A 20,431-nucleotide genomic window follows, 5' to 3' on the forward strand; every position below is an offset into this window, starting at 1 on the left:
TTATTCCCCCTCATCTTTTCTAGGGTTATAGTGCATTGCTATCCAAAGTTTTTTGTCAAAATCAGATAACTCTTTTTTCTTCTGATAAATGCAATCGTTCAAATTAGGAAATTTGAGACTGTATTTTTTCTCAAAAAAGTTCTGAAACTCCTCTTTACTTTCTGCAATATCAACCAAGGCTTCTAACTCTGCCATTTGTTTGGCAATAGCCTTTCTGTCAATTTTCTTTTGACTATCTCCAAGTACGTCATAAACACAACGTTTTGTCAGTTGAGTATAAAAAGAGCGATGTTCAGTAACAAAATCAAAGGAATAGGTCTTATCCCAGAGTTTGGTGTACTTATTGTAAAAACCATCTGAAAGGCTGACCTGATAGCCAATCAGCTTACTATCAACTCTACGAGCGATGGACCTTTCCAATTCAAAATGTAGGTCATGTAATGTATTAGTAGCCATAAATCAGCTCCCTGTATTTAGTTCGGACACAGGCATTTGAAATCAGGAGATTAAAACGCTCACTATCCGAATAGTCACGAGTATTATAACGAAAAACAAATTCATCTACATAGTCTTGAAGATATTTCTTAGACCACGAATGGTAAATTCCTAATACTCCACGTTTCAATCCAGCCCAAAAGCCTTCAATCGTGTTGGTATAAACATTACCTTGCACATACTCGCTAGTTCCATGATTAACAAAGTCATGATTATACATCTTAGCTACTTTATTATAACCCAGCCATTCATCTGTGTAAAGTTGAGCTGTTTCCTTTACGTATTTGACAATCTGTTCAGTCAATGTTTTCGTCTTTGTATCTGGTACATGATGAGCATTAACTTTACCCTGACGTTGTACCATGCCTACTACAGCAGATTTGTCTTTCAATGAACGCCCTTGAGCATTTTTGACTTTTTTGGAGTTATGACGATTCTTATTTTTACCACCTATGTAGGTTTCATCAACTTCCACAACGTCATCAAGACTATTGTTGTTTTCAGAACTAAAACACTTACGGATACGTTCCAGCATAAACCAAGCTGTTTTTTGCGTAACACCAATATCTTTTGATAATTGCACAGATGAGATTCCTTTTTTGTGAGAAGTCACAAGCCAAATTGCCATAAACCATTTACGAAGTTCAATTTTAGTATTGTCAAAAAGAGTACCAGTCTTGACATTGAAGTATTTTCCAGTATTTTTACAGCGGTATTTGTTACCTTTGCATTTGTAGACCTTTGAAGTAGCATCAAAAGGGCTGATAATCACATCGCCCCAAATCATATTTTCTAAATGGTCAATACATGACTGTTCGTCTGGAAAAGCAGATTGTAAATCAAATAATGACTTAAACTCAAACTTCATAACTGATACTCCTTACTTCTTGATTATATTATATCGAAAACAAGAATATTTGTCAATAAAAATGTAAACTTCTACTATGCAAGGTTCCAAAATTTTGATATAATAGAAGTATCAAAAATAAAGGAAATTAAGTATTATGAACGCAATCACAGCTCACAGCTCACAGCTCACAGCTCACAGCTCACAGCTCACAGCTCACAGCTCACAGCTCACAGCTCACACTGATTATGTAATCGGGCGTGTTTTTTGTCAAGCATTAAAACAGGCTTTTTCACATTTTTGTGAGAAGGCTTTTTATGTTGAGTTTTCTGAGTTGTTTTTAGAGAGAAATGGGGAGCTACAATATGCCTAACCATTTCTCAAACGAAGTTGATGGACAACTCAAGTTTTATCAAGATTATCTACCTCTTGTTGATAAAACTTTGAAAACAGATGATATTTTAACGGATTATACAGATGGTATTGTAAATGGAAATCTGATTGAATTTAAAGTTGTTATCAATGATATTAACACTGTTCTATTCCAAGCCATCAAATATCTATCCGCTCGGAGAATCAAAGGAAAAGAAATTCCCAAAAACATTCTGCTTGTGTCGCTAACGAATGAAAAAATCTACGTTTTTGATAGTCAGGAATATTTAATACATATCGAAAAAGTATATTTTGGTGGTGCAAGTGTAAAAACCTCTGGTTTTTCTTCTGATGCTCCTCTTGAAGTTTTAGAATACGGTCAAAGTCAACTAGACGAAAGTCGTCTTATTACTTTACTACGTTCAAAGCAATATACAAAAATTAACATCGACGAAAACTGTATTGTTGGTTGGGCAGAACGTTTTTATCGTGAAAATAAAGGAGCTAAAAAGTCTGATTTTATCGGTGACCATACTGGTAAAGTTAAAATTATTGGTGAAATTCGGAAACCTGAGAAACTAAAAGAGTTTATCAATCCTTATATCGGTGAAACTAATGTTCAATTTCAATATTTGATGGATAAACTCAATGATAATTTGCAAAAGAAAAATTTAGGAGCTTTCTACACTCCTGAACCTTATGTTCAAAAGTCATTGGAGCTAGTCCGACAAGCTATTAAACGTGTTCCAGAAGGAAATGATTATATTATTTTGGATAGATGTGCCGGAACTGGAAACCTTGAGAAATTGATGAGCGACGAGGAATTAAGTCACTGTGTTCTTTCAACTATAGAATATTATGAATACAAAGTTCTGCTGGAATTGCTTGGAGATAAAGTCCGTCATATCATTCCACCAACTGAAAAAGAAGATACTTTTAATATGGGGCTAGTCCGAGGAGCGGATGCTCTTAGCGAGGAATATATCAATAATGAAATTATTCAACGCTATATCAACGACCCAAAAGTAACAATTATTTTGTATGAAAACCCACCCTACGCAGATACACGCAGTATAGAACATCAAAAAGCAAAAAAGACTTCATCATCATCTCAATGGAAACAAAGTTATTTAATGAAACAGATGAAACAAGAAATCAAGGGAATGGGTGTAAATGAGATGGGAAATATCTTTATTTGGAGTGGTTTCAAATATTATCTTCGTCAGCCTACTGATAGTTACATTATTTATAGCCCAATCAAATATTGGAAAGAAATTCATCTCATTGATAAAAAGTTTGAAAGTGGATTTGCTTTCAACCGAAGACATTTTCACACTAAAATTGATGCGTTAGTTTCTTGTATTCTTTGGTCAAATGTAGATGAAAAATTAGATAATATTACCCTTGAAGCATTCAATATAGCCAATAACGAAATCTTACAAGAAGAAGATTTAACCATCAATCGTATTTATACGAAATATAGTAATGTGTATTACGACAAACGGAAATTTAGTGACGATAAATTATCTGATTTTGTATTGGGGTTAAATGGAGCAAAATTAGTAGGCACGAATAAAATTACTTCTCAGACAATTATAAATAACAATCTAATTGGCTATTTGCGAGCTTCTGGAGTGAATTTTGACAATCCTGACTTGGCTTCTTCTCTACTAGTTGCTAGTCTATATAATGGTGCAGGGTATTTCCCATTAAGAAAAGACAATTTCATCGAAAAGCTCCCAATGTTTGCCGCCAGTCGCTACATTACTTATAATCGTCACTGGACACAGCGTGCTAATATTATGAAATCTGCTGATGGCGCTGAACGTTTTAGTAAAGCTGTATCAAGTAACAAGATTGAACAAGACTTATTGAAAATTCTGCTCTTCACAACACTTGAAACGCAAAATCACATGAGAAGTTTATATGGTTCTGATGGACGATTCTACCGCAATGAGTTGTCACTGGATAACTCTAATGGAGATACGCTAGCAACAGTCAACTTAGCAAAATTGAAACAAGGTTCTAAAGAGACTGCTTTATTTGAACAATGGGAAAAAGTCCTAACAGAAGCTAAGAAAACGGAAAATTATAATTCTAAATTGACGTATTCAGTTTATCAGATTATTGATGAACTTAACACATCTGAAAAAGATGAAAATGATAAAACAATCTATAACTATCCCGAATTAAACGGACACTTGAATACATTGAAAACAATGATAAAAGAATATTATAATTCTGAAATTGTGCCATTCTTATTTGAGTATGAATTTTTGAAATAAGCATGAAAAAGACGACTTCCGCTTGGAAGACGCCTTTTTCATATTCTCGTAAGCACTATATATTGTGTTTAGTGTAAACTGATATATAGTTCCCAAAATTAAAATTGATTTCTTTTAAATTCTCGATAAAAATCTTTATCAAAGAATCGTCGATATTTTCCAAAGGAGACGGTAGCTCTTTCTTATTTTCAAATGAATAAGCTGCTTTTGCAGTTGCGCCTATCGCATAACTAATATTATCCCAGGATGAGATATTCGCTTTATTTTCATCCAATTGCATATAAATGAAAATACCACCATAATCAGTTCCATCATCCAAAAGAGCATAGAGCTCTTCTCCACCTCTATCTTTATTCTCCAAAAAGCTCCAACAAGAATCGAAAGCGGAGCGAATCTGAGATTTATAGGGTGTTTCCAGTTGTTCAACGATTGCTTCTGAAAAAATTAGCATAAAATAACTATCGAACATACTTTCTCCTTGGCTAGTACTAGCTACATAAAAAATTGCGGAATAATCTTATTGTTAATAAAGGGGCTACATCATCATTTCATCTGAATGTCACGAAGTAGATCTCCAAAGTAATTGTCAACCAAAGGATCATTCAAAATCGGTTCAAGGTCTAGTGCTGATAATTGCTGCACTAATTGATTATTATCAGCTATTAGTTGCTGGTAACTCGAAACATAAGCTTCTAGCGTTTCCTCATCAACACTTTCAATTGTTTGGGGAAGATACTTTTCTCCAGATTGCTGATACAAATGATAGCAAATCAAAGCAAAATAATTGGCAATACAGCTCCATACAAGAGAATCAGTCTCCTTGTCCAGCTCCATAAATGTCAAGATATCCTTTTCGTCCACATTCTCCAAACGGCTGTATAAAAAATCAGGACAAATCTTACTATCCTGATCAAGCGATTGATTAGCAAGCTTCAAGGAGTCCAAAACGAATTCTTTGTACTCTAAAGGACTGATAAAATCGATTAGATTAAAAGTCAATTCTTGAAGGAGATATAATAAACTACCATTAAATTTCATTTTTTTTCTTTCATTTCACTACCTTGCGATAAACAAACTACGTCTCTTTATATCTTACAGTTCCGATAAATCTCGTATTTTCCCTTGCTAGTACATTAGCACTATAATGATAATTGTAAAGCAAAATGATGGTGTTGCTTGGAGGAATAATCGTATTGATTCCTTCCACTTTTAAATTTCGAAGAATCGTCTGGTCATAGGACGCACCTTTTATCATCTGTTCGAGATTTGAGTGCTCTAAATCATAGATCTCAGCTTCTAGTAGATCGTCATCAATATCATCAATATCAATTTCATAACTTTCATAAAATGGTGACGGAACCACTTCACCTTCATCATCGTAAATTAAAGTAAGGAATTCATCTAACTGAGATTTACTTTCAAAATTACCTACCCAGATAGACACTGTATTTTCTGTTTCCATTTATTTCCTTTCGATCAATCAACTTTTCTTTAAAATTCAGCATTATTTTTTTTGGACTAAAAGGTCATAGGGAAAATACTCCAACTCCCTCAAGCGTTCGTCGAAAAACCCTTTAATCTTGCAGGTTGCGGCGGTGTCAAAACTCCAGTAGCCCTTACAGGTATCTTTTGTATGGTTATTATACCACAGGGCATCTGAGTGGCTATAGTACCAGAAACCTTGCGCCTTAGCCACACTCTCATAAGTATCCTCAATCATACTTTGATACTCTAAAATCGAATGGAAAGGGACTATCTTGTCATGAAACAGATAGACCATGTAGTATTCAATCAAGCCATCTGTGTGATCCATCTGCTCATAAATAGCCTTTAAATCATCCAGGAATTCTTCCTTACGCTCACTGTAAAAAACTCCCAAAGCAAAAATGTTAACTGCCAAGTCAAATAGAACTCCCTCTGATGCAATGAGTTTCAAATTAGAAAGAAGCCCTTGATAATAGGGGAAAATCTCCTCTTTCGAAGCCCCTATAGAATAGGAAAGTTTCACTAGTTCTTCATTGAACAGAACCAAAAATTGGTAATGGACTTCTAGATAATCTTTCGTAATATCTTTACTTTTACTTACTTTCCTTTTTAAGTGTTCTTGTAAACGATTCAAACGCTTTTCAAAATACGCATGATCTTTATGTTTATCTCTTATCATAACTTCTTCTTTCTACTATGGTTTAATGATATTCGCTTTGGCATCTAAATTATTAATCATAATATTGCCATTCTTTTGAATTTTAACAAGCTGTGCTTGAATATCACCTGAGTCGTAAGCATCTAAAATTAAGTCATAATGATCTTAATCCATACCTTCTTTCTATTCGTATAGCATTGCTAAAAACTCTGTGAAGTTGTTCGCTACAAATTCAACAGCAGGATCCAATTCATAAGATTCCTCGTGATACCAGATACAAATGCATGGATTTTCAGTATCCTCTGCATAATTTAGACATAGAAAGTCTCCACCATACAATGCTACTATGGGGATTAGTTGCATTCCGACATTATCTTCATCAAATACAATACGACCTTCCAATTGCGTACTCACAACTCCGATATCGTAAACCTCTTCTGCTTTCTCACCTGAAATAGCTAGTATGGCTAAAAAGCGATCGATTACTTTCTCATTATTTCTAAATTGAAAATACCGTTTTGAAGGAATGCCCCCATTCTCTTTCTTTATAAATTCCTTATAATCATCAGGTAGTTTAACCCTCCACGCTACCTCTCTTTCATGCAATAAGGCATCAGTTGGCAAAGGTGAGATAATTGCTTGTTCTTTCTGATTCATAGTTTCAGCTTCTTTCTCTATTTAAAATCTTTATACCACTAGCTCTGAGGAATTAATCATTTTCTTCCTTGTCCCATAATGGGGATGGGTACATCTTACCCATTCCTTCTTGAACATAATAACGATTGAAAAAAATAGTATCTCCCAAAAGTTTTAAAAACTTCTCTTTTGCTTCTGAAAAGTCTGTAAAGTCGAAAATTCCTCCCTTACTTGCTCGATCCATTGTAGCGTAGACATTGTACACTTGCTTAGAATCGTCAAAGTCGATTACCACTTCCCATTCACCAGGACCATATTCATTAAAGATAGAATACCTCAAACTCTCGTATCCTAAATTATGAATGGCTGACAACAGATCCAAACGTTCTTTAGCTTCGTCTCTCATCTTTGCTTGACCTCCTTATTTTTCCCACAAACTACAAGAATAGTAGGGTGAATCTCCATTCTGTACAAAATATCTGTTCATTTCGATGAAAGACTCCATTAGATTAAGAAAAAATAGCTTTGCCTCTTCAAAATTGTCAAACTCCCATGTTTTCCCCATTATATAGGTCCGGTCGTCCCGACTATTTACCATAAACTTCTCATTTCGGTAGAATAGATGGATGGCCCAAAGTTGACTACTATTCTCATCAAATAGAGCATAATAAAGATTTTCAAAACCTTTTTCTCTGATTTCTTTTTCTACATCTTGTTTTAACAAATCTAAATTCAAATTATCATTCATATTAGTGCCCCAACCAACAGTTTATCTATATAACGTTATAACTCCCATCACTATTTCTCAATAATGGAAAACTGTTCATTCTTTTGATATTTTTGATTGAATCTTTCCAGCTGCTTCATTGGTTTTATTTTAACAAGACCGTTTGGGAAAGTGATGCTGTCGTTCAATTCCTTTTGAAAATTCTTAATTCCCTTAGCGATTGCTTGTGCAACTGTTGACGTATGGATTGTAAAGCTAGCTATATTTTTTTCTTGCATAAAAAGGATTGCATCAAAAAACAAAACCGAAATATACAAATCAACGGCAGAACGATTTGATAACTCCATAAGGCTGCCTTCTACTATATCTTGAATCTTGTCTATATCATCTTGCTTGTAGAAGTAATTAGCTAATACTTGGCAAATGTCAGTTGGAAAAGCATCTGGTACAGAGGTCGGAGGCTCTATGCGATATTTTTTTTCACCTCGCAAAATCGCTGCAACATTGTCTGCTTGGATAGCTTCTAACAAGAGTTTTCTGTAATTTTTCATTTGATAATCTCACTTAATTATGTCCCATTCTAGTGTTGTCGGTTTCATTTTACACCTTCCTTACTTAAGTGGTGATACATAATCATCTGGAAGTTTGCCTTCAGATTCAATCCACTGCTTTTCAGCAATTGGAATCAACTCTTCAAGTTCTTCCTTAGAAAAAAGTTTTCTATTTTTAGGGACATCTATCAAAGAAGCTGGATGTTTACTTATAAATTTTCTTCTAGATTCTCTTCTCTCTTCATCCGTTGGTGGCCAACGATCGGTCTGAATCTTCCAAGATACTTCTCGTATCGTTCTCTCCCCACTCTCTAGTAAGGCAAATAATTCATTTGGTAATTCATAAACCGCTAGCCAAGAAGCCACGGTTCCTTCTTCTAAAACTAAATAATACTTGTCCTCATTTTTCCAGATGGATTTCCCGTATCCTTCAACTTCTTCAAACTGGATAACATCTTCCCATTGTAATTTTGTTGGTTTCATTTGTACTCTCCTAGTGCAAGTTCTTCTCTCAACCAAAATATCGTAAGAATCAGGTTTCTATTTCTCTTACTCAATAGGCTACGCCATCTCTTATCCATTTTCTAGTTTCTAAATCCAAATTAAAATAAAAATCGCTTCGACCAAATTTATCAAAACAATCTTCTTTAAGAGCTTCACATACAATTCTCAGTTTTTCTTTACTTATCTCAGAAATGTATAACATTGTATATCCTACAGGAGATTCAATTTGGTAGATTTTTTCACCTTCTAAATTATGAATCTCTAATTCTGATGGTTCGTCAAAATCGCTTGATGAGCAAATTATGCTAAAGATACGCTGATTTTTAGGGTTAAAGCGAAGATGATGTAGATGATGAAAACCAATCTGATGTTGGCCATTATAATTCCACTCAAAAGTCCCTTCCGCTATATTCTGTTGCCCTAATAATTTTCCTTCTAAACTATAGTAGAAAATAGTTTTGCTAATAAAATTTTCCCCACAATAAACAATCACCATGTTCTCATCTTTATTAAATTCTGCATGAATGATATCAGATAATTCTATCTTTATTTCAGTAGAACCCCACTCCCATGTGAGCATCTGTTCACTGTAATCGATTTTCATCACCCTTCTCCTACTCTAATTCAGATAAATTCTATCTGAATTGTTTTCTCAGTCATCATGGATTTCACTTCCTCGATGAGTTTATCGATCTTTTTTTGTGAGATACGAATGTGATTGTATGGTGGCTCCCAATTCTGCATGCTTGACCTATATACAAGAAAACTATTATCAGTCAACAACTCTCCCTCTGCTTTTAAAACATAGCCATTTTCATAGTCGAAAGTAATGTTGCCACTTGTCCCAGAAATTTTCATTCTATTTCCTTCTTTTCTCAAATATCATTATTCCTTTTCAAGAATCAAGTTCCTAATACTTAATCCGATCTCATTATAAGGAGAGAAATCTCAATCAAATTAGTACTTATACTTTCTCCTATTATACCACACCATAGATATCTTATGACCTTTGTCAACATTTGGTCAAAAAAAAACACTGAATCTTCAGTGTTCGTTTTGTTTCTTTACGCTTCTTGAACGCACGATTGCAGGAATATAAATATCAGCCCTAAAGCCCTATTCTAAGGGCTTTTCTATCTAACTTGGTCAATATTTGGTCAAAAATTTCACTTACTTTTTTCCAACTCACTCCGGCAATTCTACCTTCAAGCTCATATCTGTATTTTGCAATGTCTTCTGAGCAGCAGCTAGAAAGGCCAATCCATTATCAGATGGAGAATATTGGAAAGTAATATGAATGACTTTTTTATCAAACTTATCACCGTATCGTTCTACATACTGCTTGCTTTCGAGGAAGTGAATATAATTGTTCATTTTTTCTTGCAGAATTTCCAAATGGACTGCTTCTATCTCTTCCTCCCAGCCAACTGGATCCACCAGAAGAAGCTCTAAATGACTATCAACTGTACCAATTGCGTCAAGTTCGCTAGGTTTCAATTTTGAAGCGATGGCTTGGGTGACAATTTGAGTAAACTCTTCAGAAGAAAATATTTTTTGATTATCAGACAAATCATTAAAAATTAGATCAGGATTATTTCGTATAAAAATTTTGTCTGACTCTTCTTGTGTATACTGTTTTTTAGATTTCCAAAAACCATACTGCGCATAATTCATCAACTCTTTGCCAGTATGTTCTCCCGACATATAACTGTCAGCAACTTCTTTGGGGATTTCTCTAATCACTTCTGGGCAGGTAATATTAAAAGTTGGATAACGCAAGAAATACTTATCCCCATCTTGACAGATTTCCAACATGTCTTTTTGACTTACATAAATTGTTTTCATTCATATCCTCCGTCAATTCAAGCTAGTTGAAAAATAAAAGTCTGAGACAAAAAGCCCCAGACCCGTTATCTATGTAAATGAGATCCTAAATCTTATTTCAAACTATTAGATCTTTGATTTATCGGAAGATGAAGAGGAGCTTGAGTCAGATTTAGAGCCAGAATCTGTTGATTTGTTTCCTTTACGGGTTTCTGCACCATTTGCTGAATACTCATTTACAAAAATTGATTTACGCAATTCAATAAAGTTTTCGTCATTGAGAATATAGCGACCCTCTTTTGTCTTCGTTAACTCCATTGTAAACTCACGCGGCGCAATGTAACCAAAGTCTTCATTCATACGATCAAAAGCATAGTAGAAGAGGAAGTTATTTACCAAAGCCAAACGCTTCTCAAGATCTGGATCCGTTGAGTCTTCCAAGGCTTTTACATCTTCAATTCCATTTTCAAACAGACTAGCTTTGGTCATATTGATTAAATTGGCCAAATCACGTGTTGCAATCGCACGGCTCTTAAATGTTACAGTGGCTGTTTCTCCATCGTCTTCAACCTTAGTAATTTCAAAATCATCGCCAATCGTAGCCAAGACTTTAAAACGTGCTTGGTCAAATAACTCCAAGATTTTTGATGGAGGGAATTTTTCTGTCTTTAAGTCAAGCGTATAGTTTTCTTCTGGCGTATATTTAGACAGGTTTTCATCAACGTAAGATTGAGTAATACCTTTCTTCCATTTGTCAACAGAAGTTCCCATCAAGGTCGTGAAACCTGAAGAGTGATCTGTAAAGACTGCACGCAAGATAATATCTGCGTCTTTTTCAATCCGCTTTTCATTGGTTTCTTTTTCTGATGTAGAAGATGAAGATTGCTCTGTCTTCACGTTTTCAGCATTCTTCTTCTGTGGTTTTGGCAGGGCCGAACATGCTCCCAACAAAAGAATACAAGCAGGCAATACGCCAAATTTCATCAATTTTTTCATTTTTTCTCCTTTATTTATGTAAGAGTATATCCATTATACCAAAATATTATCAATTTATTACATTATTTGCTCATCGCGTAACAAAAATGTAATGTTTCGAGATTCCTTAAAGAGCTCGGCCTTTAAGAAAAGGAAAGTTTTTCTCTAACAACCTAATTTTTCGAGAACAACCTGATAGTTTTCTTGAACTTGATCTAGACCAACCACTACTTCTTGACGAGTCGCATTATTCTTCACAGTGACTTGGTTGCTTTCGATCTCGCTTTCACCTAAAGTAATGATAGTTTTTGCCCTGAAAGCATCTGCTGACTTGAATTGTGCCTTGAGCTTGCGGTCCAAATAGTCTCGCTCGACCGCAAATCCTTGATTGCGGAGAGCCTGTACTAATTCCAAAGCACTGCGATTGGCAGCCTCACCCAAAACAGCAATATAGGCATCCAAGCCTGTCTCAAGTGGCAGAGCTACTCCCTGTTTTTCTAAAACCAAGAGCAGACGCTCCATTCCCATACCAAAACCAAAGGCAGGGGTTTCTGGTCCACCAAAGTAGTCAACCAAGCCATCATAGCGACCGCCCGCACAGATAGTTAGTTCGCTGCCTGCCACATCAGTCGTAAACTCAAAAATCGTGTGATTGTAGTAGTCCAGACCGCGCACCATATTGGTGTTAATGACATAAGGAACCTCCAAAGACTCTAGCATTGAGCGGACAGCCGCAAAATGCTCCTGGCTCTCCTCGTCCAGAAAGTCCAAAATCGAAGGAGCCTGCGCAACAGCTGCCTTATCTTCTTTTTCCTTCGAATCCAGCACCCGCAGCGGATTTTCCTCCAAACGACGCTGACTATCCTTAGAAAGACTGTCTTTCAGCGGAGTCAAATAATCAATCAAGGCCTGACGGTAGGCAGCCCGACTCGCCGCATTTCCCAAACTATTCAGCTGCAGCGTCACCTGCCCAATTCCAATTTCCTTGAAGAACTGGGCAGCCATAGCAATCGTTTCTGCATCTGTCGCTGGATTTTCAGAGCCGAAGCACTCCACCCCGATTTGGTGAAATTCGCGCAAGCGACCAGCCTGAGGCCGCTCATAGCGGAACATAGAGCCCATATAATAAAGCTTAACTGGCTTTTGAACTTCTGGTGCAAAGAGCTTGTTTTCGACATAAGAACGAACGACCGGTGCAGTTCCTTCTGGCCGTAGCGTAATATGACGATCTCCCTTATCGTAGAAATCATACATTTCCTTGGTCACGATGTCTGTCGTATCTCCAACAGAACGACTGATGACCTCATAGTGTTCAAAAATCGGTGTCCGAATTTCCGCATAGTTGTATTTTTTAAACGTCTCACGAGCAAACTCCTCCAGATACTGCCATTTAGCAGATTCCTGAGGGAGGATATCCTGAGTTCCTTTAGGTTTTTGTAATTTCATTTTCTAATCCTCTGCAACTATATAATATCTATTATTTTACCATAAATCAGATGTTTTGAGGAGTTAGAGCAGAAAAATTCCCTACGAGAGACTAAATCCGTTTTCATTCGCTAGAATTTCTTGAAAAATTGTCAGAATTATGAGAAAATAAGACCACCATTCTATAGAGAAAGAAGGAGCGAAGATGAGAGACGATATCAAAATCAATGACCGAGCAGCAGCTATCCAAGAAGAATTAATTAAAAAACTCGAAACGATTTACGATCCAGAGGTCGAGCTTGATGTCTACAATCTCGGGCTCATCTATGAAATCAATCTTGACGAGACTGGCCACTGCAAGATTGTCATGACCTTCACAGACACAGCCTGCGACTGTACCGAGACCGTTCCTATTGAAATTGTCGAGTCCCTGAAGCAAATCGAGGGCATCGAAACTGTCTCCGTTGAAGTCACTTGGTCGCCCGCGTGGAAAATCACCCGCATCAGTCGCTTTGGACGAATTGCGCTGGGGATTAGTCCTAGATAAGAAGATGAACATTCATCCAAATTAATAAACCCGCTAGAAAAACTAGCGGGTTCTTTTATCATATATAGGCTATTTCTTCCCTGTTTCTTCTGGTTTCCAGAAGTCGGTAACAGCACCTTTAGCGGCAGAGGATACCATATGAGCATATTTACCAAGTACACCGCGGCTATAAAGCGGTGGAATAGTTGTTTCTGCTTTTCGTTTTTCAAGTTCTTCTTCAGAAACTGCCATGGAAATTTCCTTGGTATCTTGGTCAACCGTGACCATATCGCCTGTGCGAAGGTAGGCAATCGGGCCACCATCCTGAGCTTCCGGAGCGATATGTCCGACAACGAGACCGTAGGTACCACCTGAGAAGCGACCGTCTGTCAAGAGGGCTACCTTATCTCCTTGGCCTTTCCCTACGATGATAGAAGAAAGTGACAGCATTTCTGGCATACCAGGGCCACCCTTTGGACCAACGTAGCGAACCACGACTACATCGCCATCGACTACTTCATCGGCCAACACTGCATCAATAGCAGCTTCTTCTGAGTCAAAGACCTTGGCTGGTCCTACGTGACGACGAACTTTAACACCTGATACCTTGGCAACAGCACCGTCTGGTGCTAGATTCCCATGCAAGATAATCAATGGACCGTCCGCACGTTTTGGATTTTCCAGCGGCATGATGACCTTCTGACCTGGTGTCAAGTCAGCAAAGTCAGCCAAGTTTTCCGCCACCGTCTTACCTGTACAAGTGATTCGATCACCGTGCAAGAAGCCGTTCGCCAAAAGATATTTCATAACGGCAGGCACACCACCGACATTGTATAGGTCTTGGAAGACATACTGGCCGGATGGTTTCAAATCCGCCAAATGCGGCACGCGCTCTTGAATGACATTGAAATCATCCAAGGTCAGCTCCACATTAGCCGCATGGGCAATGGCCAACAAGTGCAGAGTAGCATTGGTAGAGCCACCCAGAGCCATGGTCACTGTGATGGCATCTTCGAAGGCTTCGCGAGTCAGAATGTCAGACGGTTTGAGCCCCATTTCCAGCATCCGGACAACTGCTCGACCAGCTTCCACGATATCATCCTTCTTATCTTGAGATTCTGCTGGGTGAGAAGAAGAACCTGGCAAACTCATACCTAGAACTTCAATAGCTGTCGCCATAGTATTTGCCGTATACATACCGCCACAGCCACCAGGGCCAGGGCAGGCATTACACTCGATGCGGCGCACTTCCTCAGCAGTCAAATCGCCATGATTCCACTTCCCGATTCCTTCAAAGACGGAAACCAAGTCAATGTCTTTTCCATCAAGATTCCCGGGTGCAATGGTTCCACCATAAGCGAAAATAGCTGGAATATCCATATTCGCAATGGCAATCATAGAGCCAGGCATATTCTTATCACAGCCCCCGATAGCGACGAAGGCATCCACATTATGTCCGCCCATGGCAGCTTCGATAGAGTCTGCGATGATGTCGCGTGAGGTCAGAGAGAAGCGCATGCCCGGTGTTCCCATGGCAATCCCGTCTGCTACAGTAATCGTACCGAACTGAACAGGCCAAGCCCCCTGTTCTTTTACTCCTTCCTTGGCTAGTTTACCAAAATCATGCAAGTGAATATTACAAGGCGTATTTTCAGCCCAAGTCGAAATCACTCCGACAATCGGAGTCTCAAAGTCCTTGTCCGTCATCCCTGTTGCACGAAGCATGGCGCGGTTAGGAGATTTGACCATACTATCATAAATCTTACTTCTGTGGCGTGTATCTAATTTATCTGTCATGTCTTTCCCTTTCATTGTAGTCATCTTTGTGCTTTATTATACCACACTTATGCTCTGTTGGACAGAAGAAAATTTTTAAATTTTCAGAATATTGGAATAATAACCCCCAAAATAGGTGAAACTGATAAAAAGCTCTGCTATTGTCAAAAAGAAAATCAAAAAATTCTGTCAAGTAACTTTACTTTACAAAAAAGTTTTGTTATACTGTTAAAGTTGATGAAAATCATGAGATTGCATCGAATTACATTCTAAAAGGAGAAACAAACAATGGCAGTACCTGCACGTCGCACTTCAAAAGCGAAGAAAAACAAACGTCGTACACACTACAAAGTAACAGCTCCATCTGTAAACTTTGACGAAACTACTGGAGATTACTCACGTTCTCACCGTGTATCACTTAAAGGATACTACAAAGGACGTAAAATCGCTAAAGCTGCAGCAGCTGAATAATAGAAGGGAGATACCATGCGCGTAAATATTACACTTGAACACAAAGAATCTGGTGAACGCTTGTACCTTACTTCTAAAAACAAACGTAACACTCCAGACCGTCTTCAATTGAAGAAATACTCACCAAAACTTCGCAAACACGTTGTGTTTACAGAAGTTAAATAAGACAACATACAGAAAGCCTATGAAATCAATATTTCAAAGGCTTTTTTCTTTTTATTAAATGCGATATTGTATTGCAATCCAAACTCTGCTTCTTTATGAAATAAATTTAGATGTTCGGATATAAAAAGACGGTAGAATCCAATCTACTGTCTTCTTAGCACTCTATAATTTTATAGTGGGGAAAATCACTGTAGGAATTATGAAGCTTTTTATCTAGCTTTTAAACAGCCAGTCAAACTCAATGTTTACGATTCCATCCAAACCCTATATATACAAGTACAAGCATTGCCACAATCCAAATGATAAGTGCAAAGAATTGAGGTGTCAAAAGACTAAAGGTAGCCATACTGTTAAAATACTGATTGTGTGCTCCTAATAGTGAAAAATCTGTTAATAATTTTGCAACTTTATTAACACTTGAAAACAGAGGTAAGGACATTATAAGCAGGTAGAAAATCAAGCTTACAGCAGACGCTTGTGTTTGATTTTTACAGAATAGTGCTATCGCTAAATTGACAAAAATAAAGCAAGTAATCGTTAAGAAAGTTACTAATGCGTATACCCCAATGTGAGGTATGGATATAGCAAAAGCAATAGGCATAATACAGACCCCTAATATTGAAAACAGTAAAGGAAATAAAATCGTCGATAAAATGTACTCAGGTGTTGTGACCCCCGTTAAAATTAATGTTCTGAGGTTCTTTTTGTCTTTTTCCTCGCTTATAATCAATGTTGTAAAGGTTCCAGCAGTTAGACTATAAATCGTAATAACCGCCATACTCATTAAAAATATAGACCCACGAACATCTGGTACAAAGTTTAAAACGGAAAAGTCTACAATTGGTGTAAACACACATACAAATAAAATCATTTTATTATTAAGAAGGTAGCGATACCGTAACCACAACAAACTAAAAAATCGATTAAACATATTATAGTTTTTCTCCTGTTAATTGAATAAAGATGCTTTCAAGGTTCGTTTCAAGAGAATTGATCGTTTTTACATTCTTTCCTAAATATTTTGAAACTTCTCCCTTTGGAACAATAATTTCTTTCCCATCAAAATAAGTGACTTTTACCTTATCTGTCTGGCTATATTTATCGATAATGTCATGAGGGGAACCACTTTCTATTATTTTACCTTTATGAAGCAAAGCTATTGAATCACATAATTTGGTTGCCTCCTCCATGTTATGAGTTGTCAAAAAAATCGTTGTTCCCGCCTCTTTAATTTCTAATAATAAGTCATGAACTATTTGAGACAGGGTAGGATCCATTCCTGAAGTAGGTTCATCTAAAAAGATTAGCTGTGGGGAATGCAAAATTGCTCGGATTAATAACATTCGTTGCTTCATCCCTGTAGATAGTTTTTCTGCTTTTTTAAATCGATCGTCATATAGTTTCAACCGCTTAAGTAAACTGTCAAGATAAGAAATTTCTACATTATGAAATTTAGCAAAAAATATTAAATTATCATAGAGTGATAATCTATCATAAAAACCAACATTATCACTCATAATTCCCAATTCTAGAAATTTGTCGGAAGTTAATTGAGTACAATCTTCCCCTAATATTTTTGCAGCGCCTTCATCTGGTGATAATTGCCCTGTTAAAATATTTATTGTTGTGGTTTTACCAGCGCCAGATGGACCTAAAAACCCAAAAATCTCTCCACCATTAATTGAAAGATTTATATCTTGGAGTGCAATTTTTCCTTTGAAATTCTTTCTAAGATTTGAAATTACAATACTTTTATTCATCTCTTTGTCTTTCCTCTATAACTATTTCTCTCCGGTAAACATTAAATGAACGGAATACAATCATAACTTCTCATATTATATCATTATTTCGAAGCTATTATCAATATCGACTTCAAATCCTTCAAAAAAGAGAGCAAAGATGGATAAAATTCAGCGAAAAACTCTTATAAAATTCCAAGAAAACCCTTACTTTTGAAAATCTTCATTTTAATGCAATAAATTTTGACAGATGCTCTACTAGCCTTTATAATAGTATTATTACTAAAATTAGGGAGAGTATGTCCATGCCAAATAATGATGAGAACAAAGGTATGTTTCGTAATTTTTTAGGTGGCTTTAAGCGTCTTATAAAAGGAGAAGAGGACGAATCATCCACTTCTGCGGTTCATAACAATGAAGGAAATAACCCACAAGTCAATGTGAACCCAGAAGATAGAGAAAATTTCCTCATTGAGAAAGCTTTGGAATCGATCCAATACTACGACCGCTTGGATGTTATGAATATCGGTGGAGAAGAAGTAGACGAATCTCCAGCTGTAGAAAGTGAAGCTAGTCTGGAGCAGGAAAAAATGGCAGCGAAAAGCCAGGCAGCTAGCACGATAGAATCTGCTGAGACAAACATTTCTTCAGATTCTATGAAAAAGAGGGGCTTGAAGAGCACTGCTGATTCAATATCTCTATCATTAAGTATAGAAAGTAAAAAGGCTTCTCGTAGTTTAGAAGTAACCGAATCACAGACACAAAGTTTGAAAGTTGGGCAATCTGACAGCAAGGAAACGGATACTTCTGCTAGCTTGTCAATTGCGCAAAGTCATGCCTTCGAGCAATCAATCCTTGAAGAAAATAGAGCGTCGCTGAGCTTATCAATTTTCGAATCTGTATCTCAAAGCATGGCCGCTGAAGAGTCTCTCAATGCGGACAACGAGGCGTCTACTAGCTTGTCCGTGGCAGAGTCTGTATCGCAAAGCATCGCTATCCAAGAATCTATCAGCGCAGAATTGGAAACGTCGCTGAGCTTATCTGTTGCTGAGTCTATTTCTCAGAGTGTTGCTATCCAAGAATCGATCAGCGCGGAAATTGAAGCATCACTGAGCTTGTCCGTGGCGGAGTCTGTGGCGCAAAGCATTGCTATCCAAGAATCTATCAGCGCAGAATTGGAAGCTTCTACCAGCTTGTCCGTAGCCGAGTCTATTTCTCAGAACGTTGCCATCCAAGAATCTATCAGCGCGGAATTGGAAGCTTCTACTAGCCTATCTGTAGCAGAGTCTGTTTCGCAAAGTATTGCTATCCAAGAATCTATCAGCGCAGAAACGGAAGCATCTACTAGCCTATCTGTAGCAGAGTCTGTTTCGCAAAGCATTGCAGTCCAAGAATCGATCAGCGCGGAAATCCAAGCGTCTAAGAGCCTGTCTGTGGCGGAATCGGTGTCACAAAGCATTGCTATCCAAGAATCGATCAGCGCGGAATTGGAAGCTTCGCTGAGCCTATCTGTGGCTGAATCTATTTCGCAAAGTATCGCGATTCAGGAATCCATTAGCGCAGAATTGGAAGCTTCTACCAGCTTGTCCGTGGCGGAGTCTATTTCTCAGAGCGTTGCCATCCAAGAATCTATCAGCGCAGAAATCGAAGCGTCTACCAGCTTGTCCGTAGCCGAGTCTATTTCGCAAAGCATTGCGATTCAAGAATCTATCAGCGCGGAAATCGAAGCATCTACTAGCTTGTCGGTGGCCGAGTCTATTTCTCAAAGCGTTGCTATCCAAGAATCAATCAGTGCAGAAGTCGAAGCGTCTATCAGCTTGTCCGTGGCTGAGTCCGTTTCTCAAAGCATCGCTATCCAAGAATCAATCAGTGCAGAAGTCGAAGCGTCTGCTAGCCTGTCTATGGCTGAATCTGTTTCTCAAAGCATTGCCATCCAAGAATCAATCAGCGCAGAAATCGAAGCGTCTACTAGCCTGTCTGTAGAGGAATCCCATGTCTTAGATAGAGCTATTGAACAGTCTATTATCACGGAAAACGAAGTGTCTACGAGCTTATCTATCGTAGAGTCTGAAGCACTAAGTCAAGCGATCGAATTATCAATTAGCGCGGAAAATGAAGCGTCTATCAGCCTATCTGTAGCGGAATCCGAAGCCTTAAGTCGGGCAATTGAACAATCTATTAGCGCGGAGAACGAGGCATCACTAAGCCTATCTGTTACTGAAAATGAAATTCAAAGCATTGCTATTGAACAGTCTATCAGCCTAGAAAATGAAGTATCTACTAACCTGTCTATGGCGGAATCACAAGCGAAAAGCGTAGCCGTAGAGCAGTCTATCAGCTTGGAACAAGAACAGTCACGCAGCCTGTCTATCGCGGAATCGCAATCACAACATGCGGCAGTAGAACAATCTCGCAATCTGGAACAGGAATATTCATACAGTTTGGCAGCTGCGGAATCTAGAGCCAAAAGAGATACTATTGAGCAGTCTACCAGCTTGGAGCAAGAACAATCATTTAGCTTATCTACTGCAGAATCTAAAATCCTCAGCAGAGCCGTTGAACAATCAATCAGCGTCGAACAGGATCATTCATTCAGCATTTACCTTGCCCAATCTGAAGCCCAAAGTAAGATCATTGAGCAGTCTATCAGCCTAGAGCAAGAACAGTCACGTAGCCTGTCTGTGGCTGAATCGCAATCACAAAGTATCGCTATTGAGCAATCAATGAGCTTGGAAAGAGAGCGTTCAATCAGTCTATCTATCGCTGAGTCACAATCACAAAGAATGATTATTGAACAATCAATCAGTGCAGAGAGAGCCCATTCGATCAGTCTGTCTGCTGCCGTATATCAATCGCAAAGCATGGCTTCTGAATTTACTACTGTCACACAGAATCTATCAACCTTAGCCATGATTACTAAGAGACAGAAAAAATAAGCTCAGAACAAACAGCGAATGAATACTGAAAGGA

25 protein-coding genes are annotated in these 20,431 nt (G+C 37.7%); 6 read left to right on the forward strand and 19 right to left on the reverse strand.

Translation table 11 applies throughout. The annotated features are described in order from the left end of the window. Together D8793_RS01900 and D8793_RS01905 are read right to left on the reverse strand one after the other, a co-directional pair. On the reverse strand, positions 1–456 hold the full coding sequence (locus D8793_RS01900) for a hypothetical protein (RefSeq protein ID WP_045759311.1): 456 nt from the start codon (positions 454–456) through the stop codon (positions 1–3). Further along, a complete protein-coding gene (locus D8793_RS01905; protein ID WP_125370774.1) occupies positions 446–1,363 on the reverse strand; it encodes an IS1595 family transposase in 918 nt (305 codons plus the stop codon). The genes D8793_RS01900 and D8793_RS01905 overlap by 11 nt, the downstream gene beginning before the upstream one ends. Before the next feature lie 136 nt (positions 1,364–1,499). On the opposite strand from D8793_RS01905, the gene D8793_RS01910 reads away from it, so the two are divergent. Continuing rightward, the gene (locus D8793_RS01910) at positions 1,500–1,715 is read left to right on the forward strand and encodes a hypothetical protein (RefSeq protein ID WP_045759313.1); all 216 of its coding nucleotides are present in this window, start codon (positions 1,500–1,502) and stop codon (positions 1,713–1,715) included. Next, the gene (locus D8793_RS01915) at positions 1,708–3,999 is read left to right on the forward strand and encodes a hypothetical protein (RefSeq protein WP_125370773.1); all 2,292 of its coding nucleotides are present in this window, start codon (positions 1,708–1,710) and stop codon (positions 3,997–3,999) included. The genes D8793_RS01910 and D8793_RS01915 overlap by 8 nt, the downstream gene beginning before the upstream one ends. Before the next feature lie 55 nt (positions 4,000–4,054). Here D8793_RS01915 and D8793_RS01920 read toward each other — a convergent pair whose 3' ends face one another. The 14 genes from D8793_RS01920 to hisS all read right to left on the reverse strand — a co-directional run bounded on the left by D8793_RS01920 (position 4,055) and on the right by hisS (position 12,805). Beyond that, positions 4,055–4,468, reverse strand: a complete 414-nt coding sequence (locus D8793_RS01920; protein ID WP_125370772.1) for an Imm6 family immunity protein — start codon at positions 4,466–4,468, stop codon at positions 4,055–4,057. Between the two features lie 74 nt (positions 4,469–4,542). After that, the gene (locus D8793_RS01925) at positions 4,543–5,037 is read right to left on the reverse strand and encodes an Imm6 family immunity protein (RefSeq protein ID WP_125370771.1); all 495 of its coding nucleotides are present in this window, start codon (positions 5,035–5,037) and stop codon (positions 4,543–4,545) included. A 37-nt stretch (positions 5,038–5,074) separates the two neighbouring features. Further along, positions 5,075–5,461: an immunity 22 family protein gene (locus tag D8793_RS01930; RefSeq protein ID WP_125370770.1), complete on the reverse strand. Its 387-nt coding sequence runs from the start codon at positions 5,459–5,461 to the stop codon at positions 5,075–5,077. 42 nt (positions 5,462–5,503) lie between these two features. Then, positions 5,504–6,163 carry a PoNe immunity protein domain-containing protein gene (locus D8793_RS01935; protein WP_125370769.1) on the reverse strand — a complete coding sequence of 220 codons (660 nt, stop codon included), beginning with the start codon at positions 6,161–6,163 and terminating at the stop codon, positions 5,504–5,506. A gap of 162 nt (positions 6,164–6,325) precedes the next feature. Further along, positions 6,326–6,799 (reverse strand): SMI1/KNR4 family protein, encoded by a 474-nt coding sequence (locus D8793_RS01940; protein WP_125370768.1) that lies wholly within the window; start codon positions 6,797–6,799, stop codon positions 6,326–6,328. A 52-nt stretch (positions 6,800–6,851) separates the two neighbouring features. Further along, on the reverse strand, positions 6,852–7,184 hold the full coding sequence (locus D8793_RS01945; RefSeq protein WP_125370767.1) for an Imm59 family immunity protein: 333 nt from the start codon (positions 7,182–7,184) through the stop codon (positions 6,852–6,854). Positions 7,185–7,199: 15 nt separating this feature from the next. Beyond that, the gene (locus D8793_RS01950; RefSeq protein WP_125370766.1) at positions 7,200–7,526 is read right to left on the reverse strand and encodes an Imm59 family immunity protein; all 327 of its coding nucleotides are present in this window, start codon (positions 7,524–7,526) and stop codon (positions 7,200–7,202) included. A 50-nt stretch (positions 7,527–7,576) separates the two neighbouring features. Further along, positions 7,577–8,056 (reverse strand): hypothetical protein, encoded by a 480-nt coding sequence (locus tag D8793_RS01955; RefSeq protein WP_125370765.1) that lies wholly within the window; start codon positions 8,054–8,056, stop codon positions 7,577–7,579. Between the two features lie 60 nt (positions 8,057–8,116). Next, on the reverse strand, positions 8,117–8,539 hold the full coding sequence (locus tag D8793_RS01960) for a hypothetical protein (RefSeq protein ID WP_125370764.1): 423 nt from the start codon (positions 8,537–8,539) through the stop codon (positions 8,117–8,119). A gap of 70 nt (positions 8,540–8,609) precedes the next feature. Beyond that, positions 8,610–9,164, reverse strand: a complete 555-nt coding sequence (locus D8793_RS01965; RefSeq protein WP_125370763.1) for a hypothetical protein — start codon at positions 9,162–9,164, stop codon at positions 8,610–8,612. Between the two features lie 20 nt (positions 9,165–9,184). Beyond that, positions 9,185–9,418 (reverse strand): Imm74 family immunity protein, encoded by a 234-nt coding sequence (locus tag D8793_RS01970; RefSeq protein ID WP_125370762.1) that lies wholly within the window; start codon positions 9,416–9,418, stop codon positions 9,185–9,187. Positions 9,419–9,745: 327 nt separating this feature from the next. Further along, the gene (locus tag D8793_RS01975; RefSeq protein ID WP_125370761.1) at positions 9,746–10,405 is read right to left on the reverse strand and encodes a DUF6572 domain-containing protein; all 660 of its coding nucleotides are present in this window, start codon (positions 10,403–10,405) and stop codon (positions 9,746–9,748) included. A 105-nt stretch (positions 10,406–10,510) separates the two neighbouring features. Next, positions 10,511–11,380 carry a hypothetical protein gene (locus tag D8793_RS01980; protein ID WP_062004527.1) on the reverse strand — a complete coding sequence of 290 codons (870 nt, stop codon included), beginning with the start codon at positions 11,378–11,380 and terminating at the stop codon, positions 10,511–10,513. Positions 11,381–11,524: 144 nt separating this feature from the next. Beyond that, entirely contained in the window at positions 11,525–12,805 is a 1,281-nt protein-coding gene (gene hisS / locus D8793_RS01985; protein ID WP_125370760.1) for a histidine--tRNA ligase, read from the reverse strand. 184 nt (positions 12,806–12,989) lie between these two features. Here hisS and D8793_RS01990 point away from each other — a divergent pair, with 184 nt between their 5' ends. Then, entirely contained in the window at positions 12,990–13,331 is a 342-nt protein-coding gene (locus tag D8793_RS01990) for a metal-sulfur cluster assembly factor (RefSeq protein WP_005591447.1), read from the forward strand. 69 nt (positions 13,332–13,400) lie between these two features. Here D8793_RS01990 and ilvD read toward each other — a convergent pair whose 3' ends face one another. After that, the gene (ilvD, locus tag D8793_RS01995; RefSeq protein ID WP_371259085.1) at positions 13,401–15,122 is read right to left on the reverse strand and encodes a dihydroxy-acid dehydratase; all 1,722 of its coding nucleotides are present in this window, start codon (positions 15,120–15,122) and stop codon (positions 13,401–13,403) included. A 252-nt stretch (positions 15,123–15,374) separates the two neighbouring features. Here ilvD and rpmF point away from each other — a divergent pair, with 252 nt between their 5' ends. Next, a complete protein-coding gene (rpmF, locus tag D8793_RS02000) occupies positions 15,375–15,557 on the forward strand; it encodes a 50S ribosomal protein L32 (protein WP_000290416.1) in 183 nt (60 codons plus the stop codon). 15 nt (positions 15,558–15,572) lie between these two features. Continuing rightward, positions 15,573–15,722 carry a 50S ribosomal protein L33 gene (gene rpmG / locus D8793_RS02005; RefSeq protein ID WP_001265622.1) on the forward strand — a complete coding sequence of 50 codons (150 nt, stop codon included), beginning with the start codon at positions 15,573–15,575 and terminating at the stop codon, positions 15,720–15,722. Between the two features lie 238 nt (positions 15,723–15,960). On the opposite strand, the gene D8793_RS02010 is transcribed toward rpmG, so the two are convergent. Both D8793_RS02010 and D8793_RS02015 read right to left on the reverse strand, forming a co-directional pair. After that, positions 15,961–16,653: an ABC transporter permease gene (locus D8793_RS02010; RefSeq protein ID WP_125370759.1), complete on the reverse strand. Its 693-nt coding sequence runs from the start codon at positions 16,651–16,653 to the stop codon at positions 15,961–15,963. A gap of 1 nt (position 16,654) precedes the next feature. Beyond that, positions 16,655–17,482 (reverse strand): ABC transporter ATP-binding protein, encoded by an 828-nt coding sequence (locus D8793_RS02015; protein ID WP_125370758.1) that lies wholly within the window; start codon positions 17,480–17,482, stop codon positions 16,655–16,657. 284 nt (positions 17,483–17,766) lie between these two features. Here D8793_RS02015 and D8793_RS02020 point away from each other — a divergent pair, with 284 nt between their 5' ends. Then, complete coding sequence (locus D8793_RS02020) at positions 17,767–20,397, forward strand: serine-rich family protein (RefSeq protein WP_125370757.1); 2,631 nt, start codon at positions 17,767–17,769, stop codon at positions 20,395–20,397. Positions 20,398–20,431: the final 34 nt, after the last annotated feature.

It is taken from the genome of Streptococcus cristatus (assembly GCF_003943465.1).
In the GTDB taxonomy this organism is placed as follows: domain Bacteria; phylum Bacillota; class Bacilli; order Lactobacillales; family Streptococcaceae; genus Streptococcus; species Streptococcus cristatus_C.